Genomic DNA, 21,935 nt, shown 5'->3' on the forward strand with positions numbered 1-21,935 from the left:
ACGAGTCATATCCCAGTGCTTTATATGTATCTGCTGAAGGGACGGGAGATGGAGGGAATCTCTCAATTACGGGAAATAGCTTAATTGTTAAAGATGGAGGACAAATTAATTCGGAAACTTTAGACGAAGGAAATGCAGGGAATATCGATATTACAGCCAATAATATTTTAATAACTAAAAGTTCTTTTAATGAAGATTTTGCTAGCAAAATTACAGCTACTTCTGAAAGTACTTCTGCCGCAGGTTCGATCAATATTACTTCCAAGAGATTAGATGTAACTCAAAATGCTGAAATAGCTGTTAGTAATAATGACTTGGGAGATGCAGGGAATTTAACTATTACCACTAAGGAGATTAATCTAGATATCAGTGGTAGTTTAAATGCAGAAATCAATCAAGGGGAACAAGGGAATATTAATCTGGAAACAAAGAATATTTTGCTCAATAATAATAGCCAAATTACAGCTAAAGCTTTTAACAATGCCACAGGTGGCAATATCAGAATTAACAATCAAGAAAATATTGTCTTACGAAATAATAGTCAAATTATTGCCGATGCAGTTGAAGGAAAAGGGGGCAACATTGAGATTAAAACTCAAGGTTTATTGATTGATTTAGCCAGCAAGATTAGTGCTTCTTCTCAATTGGGGTTAGATGGCACTGTTGAAATTGAAACCATCGAGAGCGATCGCCAGTTTGAACTAAATCGACTACCAGAAAATGTTACAGATCTGACTAATTTAATCACCGTTACTTGTTCGGCTAATGATAACAACGCTTTTGCAGTTATTGGTAATGGAGGAATTCCTCATAGTCCTTATCAGACTCAATCTTTAAGCACCACCTGGTACGATTTACGTCCCGTTAAACAGGAAAGCGATCGAGTGGCTTCTCTACCTGCAGCTTTGACAGAAGCTACCGCTACGATGATTGATGCCCATGGAGAATTGGAATTGGTCGCTTTGACTCCTTTATCAACTCATCGTTGGATTAGGTCTAGTTGCTCAAATTAACCGTAAGCTGTGGAAATTTCACCAAAGTCTCGTGATAGTTTTCCTTGACAAATGGGCAATCTAAGCACAAGTAAGTAGTTAGGCAAAATTAATTACACTGATAACAAGTATATTCTCAAAGAGATACACTCCTAGAAATTTCAAGGGGGTTTCACCAATTTTAGTGCTTTTGCGCTCCCTAAACCTAGCTTTTTCCTCCCGCAAGAATCTCTGTAACCTTCTTTAGCTAAACCTTTGAAACTTTTTGAGCAAACCCTATTTAATTAAACTAATAAAAAAAGGCGAGTTTAATCTCGCCCTTGGGTTGGTTATTTCGGTAATAAAAAATATTGATTATGGTTCATAATCTTCAATATTTTCATCATTTTCATCAGGAATCATTGCTTCAGGCGCAACAGAATTAGCCGAGACTGTAGCCCCTTCATTTAGTTTTTCTTTAACTAGTTTTTCTATTTCTGCTGCCAATTCTGGGGTTTCTAATAGATAGTTGATAGTGTTATCTCTTCCTTGACCAATATTATCGCCATTGTAGCTATACCATGCACCTTTACGGACAACAATATCTGCATCTTCAGCCAAATCCAACAAACAACCAACGTTAGAAATTCCGTGACCAAAAATAATATCAAATTCAGCTACTCTAAAAGGAGGCGCAACTTTGTTTTTTGCTACTTTGACTTTGGCGCGAATACCATACATTCCTTCATTGCCTTTTTTCAAAGTCTGTACGCGACGGATATCTAATCGAACCGAACAATAGAATTTGAGAGCATTTCCTCCTGTGGTTACTTCTGGGCTACCATAAGTAATACCTATTTTCTGGCGTAGTTGATTGAGAAAGATTACCGTCGAGCCAGATTTACCAATGTTCCCTGCAATTTTTCTGAGGGCTTTACTCATCAAACGAGCCTGCAAACCCACTTGATTATCCCCCATTTCTCCTTCAATCTCCGCACGAGGAGTCAATGCTGCTACCGAATCTATTACTACTAAGTCTACTGCTGCCGATCGCACTAGCTGATCGACGATTTCTAAGCCTGATTCTCCATTATCTGGTTGAGCTACCAACAAGTTTTCTATATCTACCCCCAAAGCCCCGGCATAAGTAGGATCTAAGGCGTGTTCGGCATCGACAAATGCTGCTACCCCACCCATTTTTTGGGTTTCGGCGATCGCGTGTAATGCTAAAGTAGTTTTACCAGAACTTTCTGGTCCATAAATTTCAATAATTCTTCCTTTTGGTAATCCCCCTCCCAACGCTACATCCAAGGTCAAAGCACCACTGGGAATCGTCTCTACTTTCATTTGGGTAGCATCCCCCAAGCGCATAATTGCCCCCTTACCAAAATTCCGTTCGATTTGCTTTAAAACTAGACCCAGAGCTTTCTCTTTATTTTCTTTTTCTGAATTGCTTGAAGTAGTACTTTTGCGACTTGCCATGAATGTCTCAATCAATAAAGGGTAAATTTGCTTTCAAAAGTGGCTGAAAAGTTAATTTGAATCTTATACAATAGTTTTCACGTTTATGATATATACTGCTTCAGTCATTTGCCAGTTATATTTTGTCAATTTAATCCAAGATTCTTCTGTTTGCGGCTGAAGCGATATATTTTGTTTTCATCTGGCACTAATTAAAGTTTAACGAATTTATAACTGCGATCAATCGTGTGGATATCCCTCATTTTCTCATGAGTTGACAAAAAAATCAACGCAAGATCTAACCTCTTGTTCTAAGATCGAGCAAGACAAGTCATTTCAAGGAATATTAAGAAAATCAACTATCAATGAATTCTCCTTAATCCTAGATCGCTGATTTTTATGACATTTCCAACATCCTTTGAATAGGTTTTAGTGCTGCGATGCGAATATCTTCCGCCATGGTAATTTCAGGAGTTTTATTTTTCATCGCCAGATATAGCTTCTCTAAAGTATTCAAGCGCATATAAGGACATTCATTGCAAGCGCAATTATCATCTATACCAGGGGCGGGAATAAATAGTTTATTAGGCGCAGCTTTTTCCATCTGGTGAATAATGCCAGGTTCGGTAGCAACAATAAATTTATTTTTAGGACTATTTTGAGAATAGTTTAATAACGCAGTAGTCGAACCAATAAAGTCTGCGTGGCGCAATACGGGAGGCTCGCATTCTGGGTGAGCAATTATTTCGGCTGTGGGATGCTCTACTTTTAATTCGACTATTCTTTTTTCCGAAAAGGTTTCGTGAACGATGCAGCTACCTTCCCACATGACTAAATCTCTCCCTGTTTGTTCGCTGACATAACGCCCTAAATTGCGATCTGGGGCGAAGATGATTGGTTGTTCTTGAGGGATTTGATTCACTATTTTTACTGCATTAGAACTAGTGCAAATAATATCGCTAAGAGCTTTAATTTCGGCACTGCAATTAATATAAGAAATGACTATATGATCTTGATGAGCTTCTTTAAAAGCCTTGAATTCCTTGGGAGGACAACTATCTGCTAGAGAACAACCTGCTTCCAAATCTGGCAGTAATACTAGTTTATTGGGGTTAAGAATCTTAGCTGTTTCTGCCATAAAATGTACCCCCGCAAAAACAATCACCTCTGCATCTGTATTAGCAGCTTGCTGAGATAAACCCAAAGAATCTCCCAAATAATCAGCAATATCTTGAATATCTGCTTCTTGATAGTAGTGAGCCAAAATTACGGCATTTAATTCTTGTTTAAGTTCGTTAATTGCGGTAAACAAATCTTGAGGAATTTCATGAGGATTTACTTTTGGTTTTGCTGTTGCAAACATATTTATTATCAGCCCTTATATTTATTTTTAAAATTTATTTATAGTAGTTTTTACTATAAATCTATTATAGTTTATATAGTTTAGTTAACCAAAAGTTGCAGTTTGCTTAGTTATCACAGAAAGAGATGAAATTGTGGGTAGATAAATATTAAAACTAAAGCATATATTAAAACTAAACTAGTCCTTCACTTTCTTTGCTATTATGATTTAGGCTAGATTAGGAGAGGTGGCAGAGTGGTCGAACGCGCTCGACTTGAAATCGAGTTTTCCGAAAGGGAACGTGGGTTCGAATCCCACCCTCTCCGTACGCCTGTCGGCTTTACTGAATCTGGAAGACAAACTAGAAACATAATCTTAGGAATAAATTCCTCTCAATCATTAGATCATTTTATAGCTAATTCACCTTGGTCAGAAGTAAAATTTAGAAAAAATTTTCGTTTGATTATCCAACCGACCCTTTTATTGTGGTTAATTTTTCCTTGGTTGGAAGTGTTTCCTAACTCTTCTTTATTACTAAAATTTCACCATTTAATGGACAGTATTTTGTAGGAAATTTCAACTGCCCACTATTTCATAAGATAGTAGACATTCTTAAATTATCTTGAGAAGACTTAAACCTGCTTAAGACCGAAATTATTGTAAAATTTTTGAAGAAATCACGATAAAATCCGAACAATCCTTGAACTATCAACCAAAAGCTATTCGACTTTTTCTGAGAGCGACTTTAGTTTGCTTGAGCTTAATTTTATTAATCACGATCAGGCAGCCAATATTAGCGACCAGCAACAGTAATATACTAAGTGGTGCAAGATGGTTAAAACATGTTGAAGAAGACCTTAACCCGTGGTGGCTAGATAAGAATGCTTTTGGTGAACCGATAGGGAATTTTCCTTCATTCCGCTGTGATGATGGGGAACCAGTTAATTTATCAGAACTCTGTCCAGCTTTTGAAAATTTACCTTCAGATTATGGTTGGCTGCCCTTAGCTCTAGATAAAAACTTTATCGTCTCTCAGTCTCGTCAAGTTTATTCTTACGGAGTGGCATATCATTTAACTGGAGATCCCAAGTTTCTGAGCCTAGCGAAAGCGGGAGTAGATTGGATTCGTCAATATGGACTCGACCAAGAAAACGGCGGTTCATTCAAATACTTGCAAATAGCAGATCGCCAACCCGATCTGTTTGTAGGGCAACGTACTAGCCAGGATCTGGCATACACTCTACAAGGAATGTCTTTTTACTATTATTTGACTCGCGATGAAGAGATTCTCTCAGATATTATCAGCCTGAAAAATTTTATCTTTGATAACTACTACGATTCAGAGCAAGGGTTGATGATGTGGACTCCTGGGAAATATGAAAGTCAAAATTCTAGCGATGAATACTATAACCAAAGAAAGCGTTTAATTTCTCAACTAGACCAAATTAATGGTTACATGCTTCTGCTTATTCCCATGCTGCCTGAACCTTATAAGTCTGAGTGGAAAGAAGACTTGATCAACTTATCAGAAATTCTGATCGACAAGTTTTATAGTCCCAAATATAATGTTTTCTGGTTAGACCTTGACAAGACAGAAGATCGAAAGTTGCTACCTGGCAAAGCTGATTATGGACATACGATCAAATCATTATGGATGATTTACCATACTGGGCAACTTGTGGATGACGAAAGCTTAATAAATTTTGCTACAACTAATGCAGATCGATTACTCCAGGAAGCTTATGATTCAGATTCAGGCACCTGGACTAGCGCACCGTTCCTAGATAAAAATGGCAAGATTGTTCGCGATCTTGACAAGAACTGGTGGATTTATGCTGAGTTAGATCAAGTAGCGGGAACTCTAAGTTTAATAGAGCCATCCTATGTTGGCAAGTATCTGCAATCTACTGTCAACTGGTGGTTTGACAACATGGTAGATCTTACCAATCATGAAGTGTGGAACTTACTAACCTCGCCCAAACTAGAAAAGAAACTCCCAAAGCAATATCACTGGAAAAACGGTTATCACAGCTACGAACATGCTTTAGTTGGTTATATTACTTCTGGGGCGACTCTAGGAGATCTAGTTGAACTATACTTTGCTCGCAAGCAAGGACAAGAACAAGAGTCAATTCGACCTTATTACTATACAGGGCAAATTGCAGAACTCGAAATTGAACCGATGCCATTGGTAGCGGATAACAATCTGCCATCAATATCCGAGCTTAACAAAGTCACAGTCACTTTCAGACAAATAAAATAAACAAGCATGATAAGCAAGTCAGTGCTGTTATTGCTGTTATTGTGAATGTTTTTCCAGGAGGTAATCTCAGTCGTTATCGAGAAAACGTTATTAATCCTCTAATTTTTTTCTAGTGCCGATAATTCCGTAACTCGGGACATAAAGCGATCGCCTTTCCTTCCATTCCATCACTTTTACTAGAGGTAACTTGCTTTACAGTTGGAAGCCTGATTTTTTCAATAATTACTTGCTAACTCAAAAGGCGATCGCGAAAATAGCGTTGATATAAATCGCAACTGATACTAACTTTATTGACAGTTAACCCCAGGGAATAAAAATAAATTAATTGCCAAACTTCTGTTGAAAAAACTGAGTGAAAAGCTTTACCTTTGTATTTGTATGTCGGTTGAGGGGATAAACTAAATACAAATTAATAGCAGGGGATTGATAGTCGGCTAAAACAATCGCGAGTTTTTCTCGATCTAGTTCCGATTGGATGATAAAAGTTGGTAAAAGAGCAATTCCCAAACCCTTGACCGAAGCATCTTTGAGAATTTCCCCATTGTTAGAACAAACTACACCTTTGACGGTTACTTGATAGTCTTGCTCTCCATCGCTCAAAAGCCATTGGTTTCCCGTAACTAGATGACCGTAATGCAAGCATGAATGACTTGTTAGTTCTGAGGGATGCTGGGGAACACCGTATTTTGCTAGATAGCTAGGTGCAGCACAAAGCACCCTTCTTATCGGTGCGATTTTTTTAATAACTAAACTCGGCGATGTTTCGGGTGGAGCAATTCTAATGGTGAGATCGTAACCTTCGGCAACGGGATCGATAAAGCGATCGTCTAGGGTTAATTGTACTTGTAATTCTGGGTATTGAATCATAAAATCGGCGATCGCCTTACCTAAATATAAAGTACCAAAAGACATCGGTGCATTAATCTTAAGCGTTCCTTTGGGTTCGCTTTGCAGTTGGGCTACAGTTAATTCTGCTGCTTTTACTTCTGCCAAAATATCGATGCAGCGTTCGTAATAAGCTAATCCTGTGGGGGTAGGGTTAACTTTGCGGGTAGTGCGCTGTAATAGCTGTACGTTTAATTCATTTTCTAAATTGATTACTAACTTGTTTACTGTCGAGCGAGATACCCTCATGTTTCTGGCTGCTGCTGCAAATCCTCCCGACTCTACTACTTGAGTAAAGGCTTCCATGCTGGCAAATTTATCCATAAATTGTAGATAAAATAGAGACAATCTGTCTTTAAAATATCATATTGTCTTTTCATGAGATCTAATCGATAATAAATATATTGAAGTTGAGGGGCTAGTTTCTGTCCCATGGACTCTACCAAGTAAAGCCAAGGAGGTAAAATAAAATGATTACTATTCGCCCCAGAAATGAAAGAGGTTTAGCCGATTTTGGTTGGCTAAATAGCAGACATACTTTTTCCTTTGGTAGTTATTACGATCCCAAGCACATGGGTTTTGCCAGCCTGCGGGTAATTAATGAAGATAAAGTGATTCCTTCTCAGGGTTTTGGCACTCACGGACATCAAGATATGGAAATTATTTCTTATGTTCTTTCGGGAGAATTGGCTCATAAAGATAGTATGGGTAATGGCTCAGTAATTTCCTCAGGAAACGTGCAGCGAATGTCTGCGGGTACGGGAGTTAGACATAGTGAATTCAACGCCTCGGATACTAATCCCGTACATTTCTTGCAGATTTGGATTGAGCCAGATACAAAGGGGCTAGAGCCTAGCTATGAAGAAAAAAACTTTACCTCAGAAGAAACTCAAGGGAAACTAAGATTAGTCGGCTCGCGAGATGGTAGAGATGGCTCTGTAATTATTCATCAAGATGTTAATTTATATCTTGCTTCTTTAGGAAAAGGCGATCGCCTGACTCACAAAATATCAGATAATCGAGTTGGCTGGCTACAAGTAACTAAAGGTGCAGTATTGCTCGAAGATCGCTTGCTTCAGGCTGGAGATGGTGCGGGAATTATGGATGAAGTTGAAGTTAAGATTGAATATGGTACTGATGCAGGAAATGATCTTGAAACTGAAATCTTATTCTTTGATTTGGCAAAATAACAGCATCAGTTTCTAGCTTACTCGCCATAAGATAAAGGTGTTTTATTAAGAGAAGCAAAGAAAACCATTGTCTTTCCCAGTCTCAACTAAGATATTCTATTTGTGGATAGAATTTTAAAGTGAAAAGCTGTTAATCGAGATTGGCGAGGATATGACAAATAATCTTGGGGAAATAAACAATACCAGTTTTGACCTTATAGCGATCGCAGATCGATTTACATTAGATGGTAAAGTTACGGATGTTCGACAGTATGGCAGCGGTAATATAAACAGCACTTTTTTAGTTACCCTCGACGCACAACCACCGTTTATTCTACAGCGAATTAACACGAGAGTATTTTGTCAGCCAGAATTGGTGATGAATAATATGTGCGTTTTATCTGATTATGTGAGCCAAAGATTAAAACAGTCCGATCTCTCTATCATAGACCGTCGTTGGCTCATTCCCCAAGTTTTATCGACTTCCCAACAGCAAAATTATTGGATTGCAGAAGATCGATCATTTTGGCGCGCTATCAGCTTTATTGACAATTCTCAGTCCTTTGATACCATTCAAGATATTCAACACGGGCAAGAAATTGGCTATGGTTTGGGTATGTTTCACAGTCTAATTAACGATCTTCCCGTGGAAAAGCTGGCAGATACCTTGGAAGGTTTTCATGTTACCCCCAACTATCTGCAACATTATCATGGAGTTATCAATAGCAATCAGATCGAATCATCCCCAGAAATCGATTATTGTCTTAAGTTTATCAGCGATCGCCCAGATTTACCCCACGTATTGGAATCAGCCAAAGCTGCGGGAAAAATACATCTGAGGACTATTCACGGCGATCCCAAGATTAATAATATTATGATCGATTGTGACACCAAACAAGCAGTGGCAATGATCGACCTCGATACAGTTAAGCCTGGTTTGATCCATTATGATATTGGAGACTGTTTGCGATCGGGTTGTAATCGATTGGGAGAAGAAACTAAAGACTGGGAACAAGTCACTTTCGATCCCGAACTTGCCGAAGCTATTTTGCAAGGTTATTTATCTGTTGCTAGGGATTTTTTGACAGATAACGATCTTGAATATATTTATGATTCAATTCGTTTATTGGCGTTTGAATTGGGGTTAAGATTTTTAACCGACAACTTGGAAGGAAATGTTTATTTTGGTGCTGATTATCCAGAACACAATTTGGCAAGAGCGTTAGTTCAATTTAAACTTACTGAAAGTATTGAAAAGGAAGAACAGTTGATTCGACAAATAATTCAAAGTTTGCTCTAATAACTATTGTTAAATAATTCATGGTTTCTTTAGTAGAAAAAACTAAATTTAATCTAATACCTTTCGATCCAAACTATCTCGATCTAGTTGGTGTTAGTGGCGAAATTTTTCGTAATAATAATTACTTGAATATTCAATATTTAATGTCAGGAGATTTATTAAAAGTTATTATTCCTGGTAGTAAGCGATCGCTTCGTAAATACGATCTTTGGGAGCATACCTGTTTTGAATTCTTTTTGAGATTAAGAAATACAACTAAATATTGGGAATTTAATCTTTCTCCATCAGGAGATTGGAATATTTTTCGATTTGATAATTATCGAGAAAATATAGCCGAAGAAATGGCTTTTGATTCCTTGTTTTTCAATTTAGCACTAGAAAAAAATACCTTGCAATTAGATTTGATAATTGACTTGAATAAACTAAATATCGCCAAAAAAGATTTAGATCTAGCAATTTCTACAGTGGTAGAAAATAGGAATAAAAAACTCAGCTACTGGGCATTGATTCATCCAGCAACTGAAGCTGACTTTCATCATCAAGATAGTTTTATTATTAATATCTAGTTATTAATAATAATTTTTGTGGTTTTTATTACTTAAAACAGTTATAGCCAAATTAAAGATTCTTTTTCTAATATCACTCGAAGCAATCGCATTTTTCAAATAAAATAAACAAGATCTTACCGTAACATAAAATATATAACCCAAATCTTCCCTGGCAGGACTAATATTATCCAATGAGTATCCGGCTACTTGCATTTCTTCTCCAACAGTTTTTTCGCAAATCCAGATTTCTGTGTTGCTGAGTTGCTTTTTGGCTTTGTTTTTAAAAGTGGAATTGCTACCAAAACTTTGTAGATTGACTGGTGGAAAATTCACACCAATAAAATCACCAACTTCTGCTAAAACGCGATTGGCATCTTTCACTAAATCTTCATATTTAACTAACATAAAGTTCTCTCGCTCTTGATTGCTTAAAAAACTTTTCATTGCCGATTTCCACGCAATAGCTTGTAAAAAAGGATGATAGCGAGCAGGATCGTGATAGTTTTCCAAGTAATCCATATATTTATAAGAACGCAACACTGCTCTAGGATCGCGCATGACAAAAATAATTTTTGCTTGAGGAAAAGCTTGCTCTAGTTTTGGTAAATGTAAATAATCTTGGGGTGTATTATAACCCCAAATTTTCTTGCCAAAAAGATGGGCATTGTATTGCATAATAGTAGCAAACAAAGAAGACCAATTCAGATCGTCTCTAGCAGAACATAGATCGACAAATTTTTTTAAATCTTTGGTTTGCTCGGAGTTCAACAAACTGCCAAATTCGATTCCTGCTTTATTTAGATTGTCTGGTTTTTGTCTATTTTTAAGCGTTGAAAAAATTTGGTTGGCTAAACTTTTAATTAGCGTAGAATCCTGTCGGTCGAATCCTGCTAGAGCATCTACATACTGTAGATAATAAAAGTCATTAATCATACATAAATCGGGGTTTTCGCTAAGAAGGCGCGTAAACAAGCTAGAACCACTTCTAGGTCTGCCCACAACGATTATAGGACTATGGATCTTGTTGGTACTCTGGATACTCATAGAGTTAAGTTTGAGATAGTTCCTTTCAAGGTAAATGTATAGATAATAAAGGGTCTCTCGTTAAATCTTCAGTAAGCCGAACGTCAACTCAAGCTAAAAGCTCTAAACTCGATCCGCATTCGATTAATTGTTGCCAAACTCCCGTAGGCTGCCAAATCTGATTCATCGGATATCTAGCTTCTGCCTCGGATAACCGCAAAACATATTTCTGCCAAAAATAAATAAAGCAAGAAACTCGCATATTTTTAGCGCAGTGTACCCAAACTTTCCGCTCTTGAAAAGCTCTCATGGTCTGAAAAAATAGCTTCACATCATCTAGGGTAGGATTTTCCCAAACTACAGGAATCTGAATATAAACCAAACCCAGATCAGTCACAATTGCCCCTTCATTGGCTAAAGCATTGGTAGAGCAAGACATAGCTAGGTTCACTATTACTCGATATCCAGCATCTTTAATCCATGGAAATTGTTCTGGTGTAGGTTGACCTGAAGTCGCTATATTTTCGTTGATTTGATAGTAGTCTTGGATACTCTTAATCACTGCTAGATCGTTAAATACGATAAACTTGCAAATACTGATAACAACTTCATTTTACATAATCAAGAGGAGATAAGAGAATTGAATACTCAGTCACCAAATAGTTGGCAGCCTTTGCTGGGTGGTATTGTTGCTGCTTTAATAGTTTTGCTTGGTTTTAACTCATTCGTTATTCTCAATCCTGGTCAGGCTGGAGTATTGAGCATTTTAGGTAAAGCTCAAGATGGAGTTTTGCTAGAAGGAATTCATCTTCGTCCGCCTTTAGTTTCTAATGTGGATGTTTATGACCTGACAGTACAAAAATTTGAAGTACCCGCAGAAAGCTCTACCAAAGATTTGCAAGATCTTAAAGCTAGTTTTGCGATCAACTTTCGTCTCGATCCAATTCAGGTAGTAGAAATTCGTCGCACCCAAGGTACTTTGCAAAATATTGTCTCCAAAATTATTGCTCCTCAAACTCAAGAATCATTTAAAATTGCTGCTGCCAGAAGAACCGTAGAAGAAGCGATTACTAAGCGTGACGAGCTTAAAGAAGATTTTGATAATGCCTTAAGCGATCGCCTGGATAAATACGGTATTCTCATCCTAGATACCAGCGTGGTAGATCTGAGTTTTTCTCCAGAATTTGCTAGGGCAGTAGAAGAAAAACAGATTGCCGAACAAAAATCTCAAAGAGCAGTATATGTTGCTAGAGAAGCCGAACAACAGGCTCAAGCCGATATTAACCGTGCCAAGGGTAAAGCAGAAGCTCAAAGACTCCTAGCAGAGACTTTAAGAGCGCAAGGTGGCGAACTCGTACTCCAAAAAGAAGCGATCGAAGCTTGGCGAGAAGGTGGCGCACAAATGCCCAAAGTTTTGGTGACAGGAGGGGATTCTCAAGGAGGCGTACCTTTCCTGTTTAACTTAGGAAATATGGACTAATAAATCCTATAACCAGTAGTTTTTCAACGTCGCGATCGCGATCTATTTACAAAGATATATGCGCGATCGCCCTGCAATTATAAACTAATATAATTACTCATATCCTTCGATTTGTTCTTTAATCACAACACTGCCAGCTTTTGAGTACTAATTAACATTTCTGACTTCTTAGCCACTACACCAGTTTTCTAATTCCCCTTCCCAGTCAGCAACTTCCCATTCACCATCTCTCCAGCGATCTGAAGGTAATTCGGATAACCTTGAGGTATAGATATATTTCACCTTTTCAGGGGTCAAATAATCAGTTTTGGTGATGATGTCGGTTAGGGAAACAATACCAAGTAGCTTGTTTTTAATTACAGGTGCGATACGGATTCGAGCTTGAACAAACAGTTTGATAATGTGTTCTATCGATAAATCAGGATTGACGACAATACAGGGTTTGGTCATCACTTCGCAGACATAGGTTATAGCTGGATCTTTGGCATTAGCGATCGCCTTAGCGATATCTGTTTGGGTAATAATGCCATAAGCATCTTCAACAGAAGCGCGATCGACAATCAAAGTTTTTACTTTGTGCTGTTCCATGACCTTAGTAGCCTGCATAATAGTTGCCAAACTATCGATCGTAAAGACTTTGGAAGTCATAATGTCCGATGCTTTCATAAGTTGCTCCTATTGCGTCAATGCTTGATTGAATCTACATTAAGAAGAAAGACCTGCTGATTAAGCCTTTCTAGCTTTAAGATAAAGTAATAGTTTGAAGAAATTGTGAGGAAGTTGCCCTTAGGGGATCGATAAGTACCTACGCAGAATCAACTCTACATTCTATATTTCTTTTCCCTTTTCCCCTTTCCCTTTGCCCAACCTTAACTATCAAGTTAATTTTGCATAACTACTGATTGCTCCAGCAGAGTTAGACCTAAAATTCTCGGAAACAAATCTAAATTAATTTCCTATTTCCCTTGACTCTATAGCCGACTAGAGAGTTTAAGCTAATTTCAGAAGCACATAAATAAAGTAATTAAGCAATATGACTATCTAACTCAAAATTCTGAATATAGCGCGTCCTAAAGGATTAGCTTCGCGTCGTCATTCGACCCTACTAACAATTACAATTATGAACACAGCCACCAATATAAAAAAAATTAATCTCAAACTCAGAGGGATGAGCTGTGCCTCCTGCGCCAGCAGTATTGAATCAGCAATTCGCAAAGTACCTGGGGTTGATGAATGTAATGTTAACTTCGGTGCGCAACTTGCTGCCATTAAATACAATCCCCGTCGAACTAATATTAAAAATATTCAAGACGCAGTAGAAGAGGCTGGATACTCATCTTATTCCCTTCAGAAACAAGAAATAGTTACGGGAGAAGACGATCGCGAAAAAGCAGCCCGCAAAGCTGAATCTAAGGATCTGATTCGTAAAATGATTGTGGGTGGAGTAATTAGCGTCATTTTAGTTATTGGTTCGCTACCAATGATGACTGGGTTAAATCTACCTTTCATTCCTGTATGGTTGCATAACCCCTGGCTGCAATTAATTCTGACCGCGCCAGTACAGTTTTGGTGTGGCTATCGGTTTTATATCGGTGCGTGGAAGGCTTTCAAACGCCATGCTGCCACGATGGATACTCTAATCGCCCTTGGTACGAGTGCAGCTTATTTTTATTCTGTATTTGCTACTGTTTTTCCCGACTTCTTTCTCAGTCAAGGCTTGATGCCAGAAGTCTACTACGAAACCGCTGCGGTGGTTATCACCTTAATCCTTTTAGGACAATGGTTTGAGAATCGGGCAAAGGGACAAACTTCAGATGCCATCCGTAAAATGATGGGCTTACAGGCAAAAGATGCCAGACTAATTCGTAACGGACAGGAAATAGACTTACCCATTAGTGAAGTGCAAATTGACGACGTTATTTTAGTTCGCCCTGGTGAAAAGATTCCCGTTGATGGTGAAATAATAAGCGGTAATTCTACTATCGATGAAGCGATGGTGACTGGGGAAAGTATCCCCGTTAAAAAACGAGCGGGTGATGAAGTTATTGGCGCGACTATTAATAAGACTGGTAGTTTTAAGTTTAGGGCTACCAGGGTCGGTACAGATACAGTTTTGGCGCAGATAGTTCAGTTGGTGCAGGATGCCCAAGGTTCTAAAGCACCCATACAAAGACTTGCAGATAAAGTCACAGGTTGGTTTGTGCCTGTAGTAATTGCGATCGCCATTGCTACTTTTGTTTTGTGGTTTACTGTCATGGGTAATGTTTCTCTGGCTTTAATTACAACAGTTGGCGTATTGATTATTGCTTGTCCTTGTGCGTTGGGTTTAGCGACTCCTACATCTGTCATGGTAGGTACGGGCAAAGGTGCAGAAAATGGGATTTTAATTAAGGGTGCAGAGAGTTTGGAACTCGCTCATAAACTGCAAACTATTGTTCTTGATAAAACTGGCACAATTACCCAAGGAAAGCCTACCGTTACTAATTATCAAGCAGTTAGAGGTATCCTAAAACATACCGCTTCGCATACTGATAATAATGCAGAATTATATTTATTGCGTCTGGTTGCAGCAGTCGAACGTAATTCCGAACATCCTTTAGCCGAGGCTGTAGTTAGATATGCTCAGTCAAATAATATTGACATTTCAGAAAGCGATAATTTTGAAGCAGTAGCAGGTAGCGGAGTACAGGGTACAATTTCAAACCGTTTAGTACAGATTGGTACGCAACGCTGGATGTCGGAATTGGGTATTAAAACGGATACCTTACAAAAGCAAAAAGACATTTGGGAAGCAGAAGCCAAAACCGTAGTTGTGATTGCCGTAGATGGCAAACTAGAAGGCATGATGGGCATTGCCGATGCGGTCAAGCCTTCTTCCACCGCAACCGTAAAAGCACTGCGGAACCTCGATTTAGAAGTAGTAATGCTAACGGGAGATAATCAAAAAACCGCCGAAGCGATCGCCCGTCAGGTTGGCATAGTGAGAGTAGAAGCTGAGGTGCGTCCCGATCAAAAAGCAGCCAAAATAAGAGAACTTCAGCAGGAAGGTAAAACTGTAGCTATGGTAGGAGACGGTATCAATGATGCCCCTGCACTAGCTCAAGCCGATGTCGGTATTGCCATTGGTACGGGAACGGATGTGGCGATCGCAGCTAGCGATATTACGCTAATTTCGGGAGAATTACAGGGTATTGTGACAGCCATTGAATTGAGTAAAGCGACAATTAATAATATTCGTCAGAATCTCTTCTTTGCCTTTGTCTACAATATCTTGGGTATTCCTATCGCAGCAGGAATTTTGTTTCCCTTCTTTGGCTGGTTGCTCAATCCTATAATTGCAGGTGGTGCAATGGCATTTAGTTCGGTTTCGGTCGTAACTAATGCTTTGCGCCTACAAAATTTTAGTCCCTCAAAATCTAGAACTTAAATTAGAAGAAATCGTGTTTAATAAAAGTAAAATATATGGCAGCCTTGCAGGATTGGGATTTTTTCTCGCTATAACTTCCAATATTGCATTAGCACAGAAGGAGATGGAGGTAGAAATGCCCGCCTTCCCAGGAGAACAAACCAGTCAGTTTCAGAAGATAGAACAGCCTTTGGGTTTAAAGCTGGCTGTGGCATTGGGTGGCGCGGGTTTAATTGGCGCAGAACTCTGGTGGTTTATGTTTAGCCAGTCTAACTCGCAGCACTTGAAGCTATCTTCAAGTGACCGAGTTAGTAAATAGTAAATAAAGGAGCGAATTCTTTCCTAATTATAATTAGTCGAGAGTTAACAGTTTTCAAGTTAGCTATATAAGATGCGATCTCTCCTGAAGAAAATGTCCAACAAACTTGTTCTGGCACTAACCCTTTTTCTTAGGAGTTAATAATATTCGGTAATCCTCATACACCTTAAGACTGTTAGTTGAATTAAGATCTTAGTAATTAAGCAAGATTAAAATATAAAAAAATAGTTCGGTTAGAAAACTAATGAGTAACACAAGCAATTTTAGAAAAGCAATGCAGGAGGTACAAGGCAATCAAATCCTTGGACCCAATGTAATTAGCAATGCTCTCCCTTACTTGGGTGGCGGTCTAGTATTGACTGCTTTAGGGACTTACGGCGGTTTGGGAGTGATCGCCTCTCGCCCAGATTTATTTATGCCAACCTTTATTGGGGCGATGATTGCAGAATTAGTTCTGTTTTTTGTCGCTCGTGGGGTAGCTCAACAAGGCAATAACAGCACTGCACTGCCTTTATTAGCTCTATACAGTCTTTTATCTGGTTACACCCTCAGTGGCATCGTTTTTCTTGCTCTAAGCAGTTCTGGAGTTGGTATCGGCGGAGTTGGTATCGCTGCTCTTGGCTGTGGTGTCACATTTATTCTCGGACGCAATATCGGTTCAAACCTCAGCGATGAAGATGGTTTGGCTTTGGCTCAGACTGTACGCTTGGGTGTGATTGCTTTATTGGTTGTCATGGTGGGACAATTGCTGCTTTCTGTCTTTGGAGTTTATACTCCTGGCTGGCTAGAAATTGCTATTTCTGGTGTTGGAGTAGCTTTGTTTGCAGGAGTTGCGGTCGTTGATTTTTACATTATGCCCCGCACCTACGAAGACGACCAATATTTACCCGTTGCTCTTTCGATGTATCTTACTTACATCAATCTCTTTATCTTTATTTTACGTCTGTTGATTGCCATGAATGGTCGCGATTGATTACTGATTAACAATTATAGATCTGGTAATTTATAGATCTGGTGGACAATGGAAATCTAATTTTGTAATTTTGGCAAAGTTACTTTCATTGCCCACTCTTTTGTTTAACTTGGATAGGTTTAAGCTTATCATTGTGTCATCAGACGTAATAAGGCATCAGTAGATATTTTTCCGCTTATTTCTGTCCCTTCAAGAAGACTGTCAGCTAAATCTCTTTTCTGATGATGTAACTGGACAATCTTTTCTTCAATTGTTCCTTTGGTGACTAGGCGATATATTGTGACTGGACGTTGTTGTCCGATACGGTGGGCGCGATCGCTTGCCTGATCTTCAACAGCGGGATTCCACCAGGGATCCATGTGGATAACATAATCCGCTGCGGTAAGATTTAGTCCCGTACCTCCTGCTTTGAGGGAGATTAAGAAGACATCCCCTTCTCCTCCTTGGAATTTATCTACTCTTGTTTTTCTTTGTTTGGCGGGGGTACTACCATCAAGGTATTGATAGGGAATATTATTTTGTTCGAGATAATCTCTTAAAATATGCAGATGATCAACAAACTGGCTGAATACTAAAGCTTTATGTTTGTTTTCTAGTAAGTCGGTTAATACTTCCCCAAATAGTTCTAATTTAGAACTGGGTAAGCTGCTGTCAGCCATGACTAAACGTGAATTACAACAGGCGCGACGCAATTTCATGATTTCCGCGAGTACCTGGAGGTGTTTTGTCCCTGGTTGAGCATCAGTATCCGCTAACTTGGCGATCGCTTTTTGACGTAAAGCTTCATAAAATGCCGTTTCCTCTTTAGACATATCTACATGGAGAGTAATTTCAGTGCGAGAGGGCAATTCTGCTAGTACCTGGGTTTTAGTCCGACGCAGAATAAAAGGTTGAATTAATTTCTTGAGATGCTTGCGTTGAACTTTATCTTGATTTCTTTCGATGGGTGCGGCAAAGTTTTGATTGAACTGTTCCCAAGATCCCAACAAGCCAGGATTGATAAAGCGGAATAAATTCCATAATTCCCCCAGGTGGTTTTCAATCGGCGTACCCGTGGTGATTAATTTAAACTTACCCTGGAGTTTCATGGCAGCTTGCGATCGCTTGGTACTCATGTTTTTGATCGCCTGGGCTTCATCTAAAACGATAGTTTGCCATTCTACCTGGGCTAGCATTTCCGCCACTTCATCCTGTTGTAACAAACCATAGCTACAGACAAATAAATCGAATGGTTGCAAAGCATCTAATGTTTCCTGTCTGTTTCCACCACCAAACTGGATCGGGTTAAGGGTGGGTGCAAATTTTTGGGCTTCACTAATCCAATTGAAACAGACAGAAGTAGGGGCGATGATTAGAGTAGCCCCTTGAGTGGCGTGATTGAGAATTAAAGCCAATGCTTGCAAAGTTTTACCCAAACCCATTTGATCCGCCAAACAAGCCCCCACACCCCAATGTGCCAAGCGGGATAGCCATTCAAAGCCTTCTTGTTGATAGTCTCTTAATTCTGCTTGGAGGGTAGAAGGTAATTGTGGCTGGAGTTCTTTTACTTCTTTAAGTTTTTTTACCTGCTGTTTCCAATGTTTATCTGCCTTGACATCCCCCATATCGGCGATCACATCTTCCAAGACAAGGGAAGTTAGGGAATGAAATTGTAAGCCTTTGCCCTTTTTGTTACCAAAAGCCCTTAGTTCGTCTAGTCTTTGGCGAAACTGCTGGGTTAAAGCAATAAATTGCCCTTCTCCTAAAGGAATAAAGCGACTAGAAGTTTGGTCTAACAGTGATAATAGATTTTCCATATCTAGCACCATATTTTCATCCAGCTTTAACTCTCCACTGGCAGAAAACCAATCATTTTGACGTTTAATCTGCATCTGGAAGTTATTAAATCCTGCTTGATGGGCAATACGCAGCTTTTCTCCTTCTGGCCACTCGATAATTACTTTTTCTTCTAATTCTTGGAGTTCTAACAATAAAGACAGACAGTCTTCTGGATCTTCAATCAGCCATTCTCCAGATTCCGATTCGTGACGAGTTAAAACAGAAGAAGATCTAATTACATCTTCTGCCAGCGTCTCTTCTTCTGCCATCTCCCGCGTGGTTTGTAGCCGTTCCCCTTCTATCTCCCCAATTACCGTCGAACCACCCTTGCCTGGGCGATAATAAGAACCTACTTCCCCAAATGGACGACATAGCAAAGCAGCTTTTAAACCTTCTCCTGCGGGTAAAAGGTGAACGTGGGGTGTAGAATTAGCAGGGACTTCTCTAGCACTTTCTAAGCCACCACCAATATCAGAATGAACGGTAACAATAGGGGATACCCCACTAATGGCAGCTAATACTTGTTCCGAAGCAGCAGCAGGAACATTGAGGCAATTCTTTTTACCTAATATTGTGGCAATGCGTTGATGTTCGGTAGTGATTTCAATTACCTTAATTCTGGTGGGAGTTTCTTTAACCAGAACAACCTCTTTATCTTCTGCTAACTTAGGGGAAAATTCTAAGGTTAAACGATCTTCTTTAATCTTCTTGACGATTAATTCTGGTTCGCCTGCCACAATATCAACGCGGGTAGTGGGAGAATCAGCCCAAAATACTAAAGGATGTCCGATTAACTCTACCATAGCGCGATCGCTAAAGTTATACTCGGCTTTGCTATAGTAGCCATAATAATCAACAGTAATCTGATTGCAGACTTTGATATCTTGCGCTGTAAAATAATCGTATTCCCCAGAATAATTATACAGACGCTTCATCGCGATCGCTCTGCCTTTACTCCAGCTTCCCTTGGCGGTGATTTTTTGTTCGCGGGGTTGCAGCATAAAGCTAGTGGTATAAAACGTTAACAACCACACCAAACGCTTTTCTGATTCTACTTTTACTTCTATTTCTGGCTTTTGTAGATTGGCTAAGGCTGTTAAAGATAATTCCCAGGGTTGCTTGGGTTTAATTAAATCCACCAAAGAAGGTGCTTCCGTATTGGCGTTAACTTCTGCCACCAAGCTTTTCTTTGTTTTGAGACGGAATAATAATTCTGCTGCTTCTACACCCAGCCAATAATATCCTACTGCTTCAGCGCGATCGCTTAAGAATTTCAATAGCCTGGGTAAGCGCTTTCTAGCTTCTTTTTCATCGATCCAATAAAGGCACAGAGAACAAAAGAAAGTTTCTATACTATGACTCTCCTCATAAGAATCAATGCCGTTTTCATAAATCCATTCCTTCTGACTCATATCCCCCTGCTGGATTTGCAGGAGTTTTAATAACCAAACATAGGTATAACTAAGCCAGTTATTACTCGTAGCCATTATCTTGCAATAGCCTTCCGCTTCTTTTAGCCTAATAGGAGAAGCATCTTGCAAAAGTGCCAGAATAAAAAATATCCCTGCAATAGAATCAAAAAATATCTTCTTCTTTTTAGTACTTTTCCGCAGAGATTTATAAGCCGAAGTATAAAAATCAATTGCTTCGGTGCAATCTCCTTCCATAAAAGCCAACCATCCCCAGAATATACTTGCCGATCCTTGATTTTCGGCTGATACCTGTTCCAAATGAAGTTTGGCAGTGGCAACATCATCCCGTAATATAAGCTGTTCGGTTAACAACAATCTTAAGGGATCTGAACAACGCCCATCTGGTTTATTCGCCTCTGTTTGCAGTAAAGTAAATGCAGATTTGGCAGGGGATAAATAAATAACCGAATTTAAGAGGATACTAATTAACCCAGATTCATATAACTCTTGGGGTAGCTGACTAAACCAATCAGGATCGAAAGGATTATTTAATAATAAATTTAAAATATCATCCAGTTGAATTGGTTCGGGATAGTAGCTATATTTCTGATAACATTCCAACTGTCGCTGGATAAACTCTATATCTTGACGATAGATACCAATCCGAACTTCTCGAAGTAATTGCTCTACACTATTAAAAACTCTCGTATCTTTACTGTTATAGCGAGTTTGAATCGGTAAATGAGTCTGGGCTATCTTTACCATATCCTCCCAAGTCCCCTCTGCGATCGCATCCCGCGTCGCAATTTCCGCGATTAGAGGATTACATTGAGGAGATTCTCCCCATTCTTGAACTAACAACTCTCGATCTAAAAGATACTCCAAATGAGGCTTAAGAGTTGCACTAACAAAAGATTTACCCTGCTTGTTTTTTTCTCCTAAAGCATCCAAACACTTAAGAAACTTACTTCGATTAACAGGTTCATAAATTACCGAATAGAGCCTGACAATTTGCTTGCGTATTTTGGATAATTCCTGATATTCCTGGCTATACGTCTGACGAAGTTGACTAATCTCAGTTTCAGAAGAGAGCATAATAGACGATATTGAAGATATAACCTGTAGCTGAAAAAATACTGTTGTTAATAGCTAATATCTGTTGGCTATTAATTCTAGTTATCTTCTGTAATCCTACAGCATTGCCTCAATAAAATAGCAATTTTAGATTTTGAAGGTGTCTAGTTTTTTATAACATTGGAGACAAAAGCTTTATCCCATTTCCATTGAACTTGTCGAAGTTTAAGATCGATACAGCAATTCTCATTTTGGAAATGATTATCACCATCTTAGAAATTTGAAGTTCATAAAAACCTAATTATTTTGTAATCAGATTGAATTTTGTTCTTGAATTTCTCATTTAAGCTCTTAAATTTTTGTATTACATAAAAGTTTCAAAAAACTAAGCAACCAAAACCAACCCAATTATTCTGGTTGATGAAAATTAGGAGATTAGGAAATAATCAAAAATATGAAATAAAAGATGCTGTCTTATCAGCGTTTTCAGT

General features: G+C 38.8%; 15 protein-coding genes, 1 tRNA gene and 1 pseudogene. 10 read left to right on the forward strand and 7 right to left on the reverse strand.

What is annotated here, in order from left to right:
* Nucleotides 1–1,013: pseudogene (locus tag I4641_RS01525) on the forward strand (S-layer family protein); the annotation flags it as partial.
* 333 nt (nucleotides 1,014–1,346) lie between these two features.
* Here I4641_RS01525 and recA read toward each other — a convergent pair.
* Both recA and nadA read right to left on the reverse strand, forming a co-directional pair.
* A complete protein-coding gene (recA, locus tag I4641_RS01530) occupies nucleotides 1,347–2,453 on the reverse strand; it encodes a recombinase RecA (protein ID WP_229638657.1) in 1,107 nt (368 codons plus the stop codon).
* Between the two features lie 376 nt (nucleotides 2,454–2,829).
* The gene (gene nadA / locus I4641_RS01535) at nucleotides 2,830–3,795 is read right to left on the reverse strand and encodes a quinolinate synthase NadA (RefSeq protein ID WP_229638658.1); all 966 of its coding nucleotides are present in this window, start codon (nucleotides 3,793–3,795) and stop codon (nucleotides 2,830–2,832) included.
* A gap of 220 nt (nucleotides 3,796–4,015) precedes the next feature.
* On the opposite strand from nadA, the gene I4641_RS01540 reads away from it, so the two are divergent.
* A tRNA-Ser gene (locus I4641_RS01540) sits at nucleotides 4,016–4,100 on the forward strand.
* Between the two features lie 374 nt (nucleotides 4,101–4,474).
* Nucleotides 4,475–6,037 (forward strand): AGE family epimerase/isomerase, encoded by a 1,563-nt coding sequence (locus I4641_RS01545; protein ID WP_229638659.1) that lies wholly within the window; start codon nucleotides 4,475–4,477, stop codon nucleotides 6,035–6,037.
* A 321-nt stretch (nucleotides 6,038–6,358) separates the two neighbouring features.
* On the opposite strand, the gene I4641_RS01550 is transcribed toward I4641_RS01545, so the two are convergent.
* Nucleotides 6,359–7,246 carry a LysR family transcriptional regulator gene (locus I4641_RS01550; protein WP_229638660.1) on the reverse strand — a complete coding sequence of 296 codons (888 nt, stop codon included), beginning with the start codon at nucleotides 7,244–7,246 and terminating at the stop codon, nucleotides 6,359–6,361.
* Nucleotides 7,247–7,392: 146 nt separating this feature from the next.
* Between I4641_RS01550 and I4641_RS01555 the strand changes: the two genes are divergently transcribed.
* From I4641_RS01555 to I4641_RS01565, 3 genes are all read left to right on the forward strand, one after another.
* Complete coding sequence (locus I4641_RS01555) at nucleotides 7,393–8,112, forward strand: pirin family protein (protein ID WP_229638661.1); 720 nt, start codon at nucleotides 7,393–7,395, stop codon at nucleotides 8,110–8,112.
* A 151-nt stretch (nucleotides 8,113–8,263) separates the two neighbouring features.
* Nucleotides 8,264–9,391 carry a phosphotransferase enzyme family protein gene (locus tag I4641_RS01560; protein ID WP_229638662.1) on the forward strand — a complete coding sequence of 376 codons (1,128 nt, stop codon included), beginning with the start codon at nucleotides 8,264–8,266 and terminating at the stop codon, nucleotides 9,389–9,391.
* Nucleotides 9,392–9,411: 20 nt separating this feature from the next.
* Nucleotides 9,412–9,957: a DOMON-like domain-containing protein gene (locus I4641_RS01565; protein WP_229638663.1), complete on the forward strand. Its 546-nt coding sequence runs from the start codon at nucleotides 9,412–9,414 to the stop codon at nucleotides 9,955–9,957.
* A gap of 3 nt (nucleotides 9,958–9,960) precedes the next feature.
* On the opposite strand, the gene I4641_RS01570 is transcribed toward I4641_RS01565, so the two are convergent.
* Together I4641_RS01570 and I4641_RS01575 are read right to left on the reverse strand one after the other, a co-directional pair.
* Nucleotides 9,961–10,983, reverse strand: coding sequence for a sulfotransferase family protein (locus tag I4641_RS01570; protein WP_229638664.1), 1,023 nt, complete (start codon nucleotides 10,981–10,983; stop codon nucleotides 9,961–9,963).
* 88 nt (nucleotides 10,984–11,071) lie between these two features.
* The gene (locus I4641_RS01575; protein ID WP_229638665.1) at nucleotides 11,072–11,524 is read right to left on the reverse strand and encodes a protein tyrosine phosphatase family protein; all 453 of its coding nucleotides are present in this window, start codon (nucleotides 11,522–11,524) and stop codon (nucleotides 11,072–11,074) included.
* A gap of 78 nt (nucleotides 11,525–11,602) precedes the next feature.
* On the opposite strand from I4641_RS01575, the gene I4641_RS01580 reads away from it, so the two are divergent.
* Nucleotides 11,603–12,442 (forward strand): prohibitin family protein, encoded by an 840-nt coding sequence (locus I4641_RS01580; protein WP_229638666.1) that lies wholly within the window; start codon nucleotides 11,603–11,605, stop codon nucleotides 12,440–12,442.
* A gap of 168 nt (nucleotides 12,443–12,610) precedes the next feature.
* Here I4641_RS01580 and I4641_RS01585 read toward each other — a convergent pair whose 3' ends face one another.
* Entirely contained in the window at nucleotides 12,611–13,108 is a 498-nt protein-coding gene (locus I4641_RS01585; protein ID WP_229638667.1) for a CBS domain-containing protein, read from the reverse strand.
* A 454-nt stretch (nucleotides 13,109–13,562) separates the two neighbouring features.
* On the opposite strand from I4641_RS01585, the gene I4641_RS01590 reads away from it, so the two are divergent.
* The 3 genes from I4641_RS01590 to I4641_RS01600 all read left to right on the forward strand — a co-directional run bounded on the left by I4641_RS01590 (nucleotide 13,563) and on the right by I4641_RS01600 (nucleotide 17,140).
* Nucleotides 13,563–15,869, forward strand: a complete 2,307-nt coding sequence (locus tag I4641_RS01590) for a heavy metal translocating P-type ATPase (RefSeq protein WP_229638668.1) — start codon at nucleotides 13,563–13,565, stop codon at nucleotides 15,867–15,869.
* A 13-nt stretch (nucleotides 15,870–15,882) separates the two neighbouring features.
* A complete protein-coding gene (locus I4641_RS01595; protein WP_229638669.1) occupies nucleotides 15,883–16,167 on the forward strand; it encodes a hypothetical protein in 285 nt (94 codons plus the stop codon).
* A 244-nt stretch (nucleotides 16,168–16,411) separates the two neighbouring features.
* Nucleotides 16,412–17,140, forward strand: coding sequence for a Bax inhibitor-1/YccA family protein (locus I4641_RS01600; RefSeq protein ID WP_229638670.1), 729 nt, complete (start codon nucleotides 16,412–16,414; stop codon nucleotides 17,138–17,140).
* Between the two features lie 128 nt (nucleotides 17,141–17,268).
* Here the strand turns inward: I4641_RS01600 and I4641_RS01605 are convergent, their stop codons facing one another.
* Nucleotides 17,269–21,465, reverse strand: a complete 4,197-nt coding sequence (locus I4641_RS01605; RefSeq protein WP_229638671.1) for a DEAD/DEAH box helicase — start codon at nucleotides 21,463–21,465, stop codon at nucleotides 17,269–17,271.
* Nucleotides 21,466–21,935 lie beyond the last annotated feature (470 nt).

It is taken from the genome of Waterburya agarophytonicola KI4 (assembly GCF_020640915.1).
GTDB classification, from domain to species: Bacteria; Cyanobacteriota; Cyanobacteriia; order Cyanobacteriales; family Xenococcaceae; genus Waterburya; species Waterburya agarophytonicola.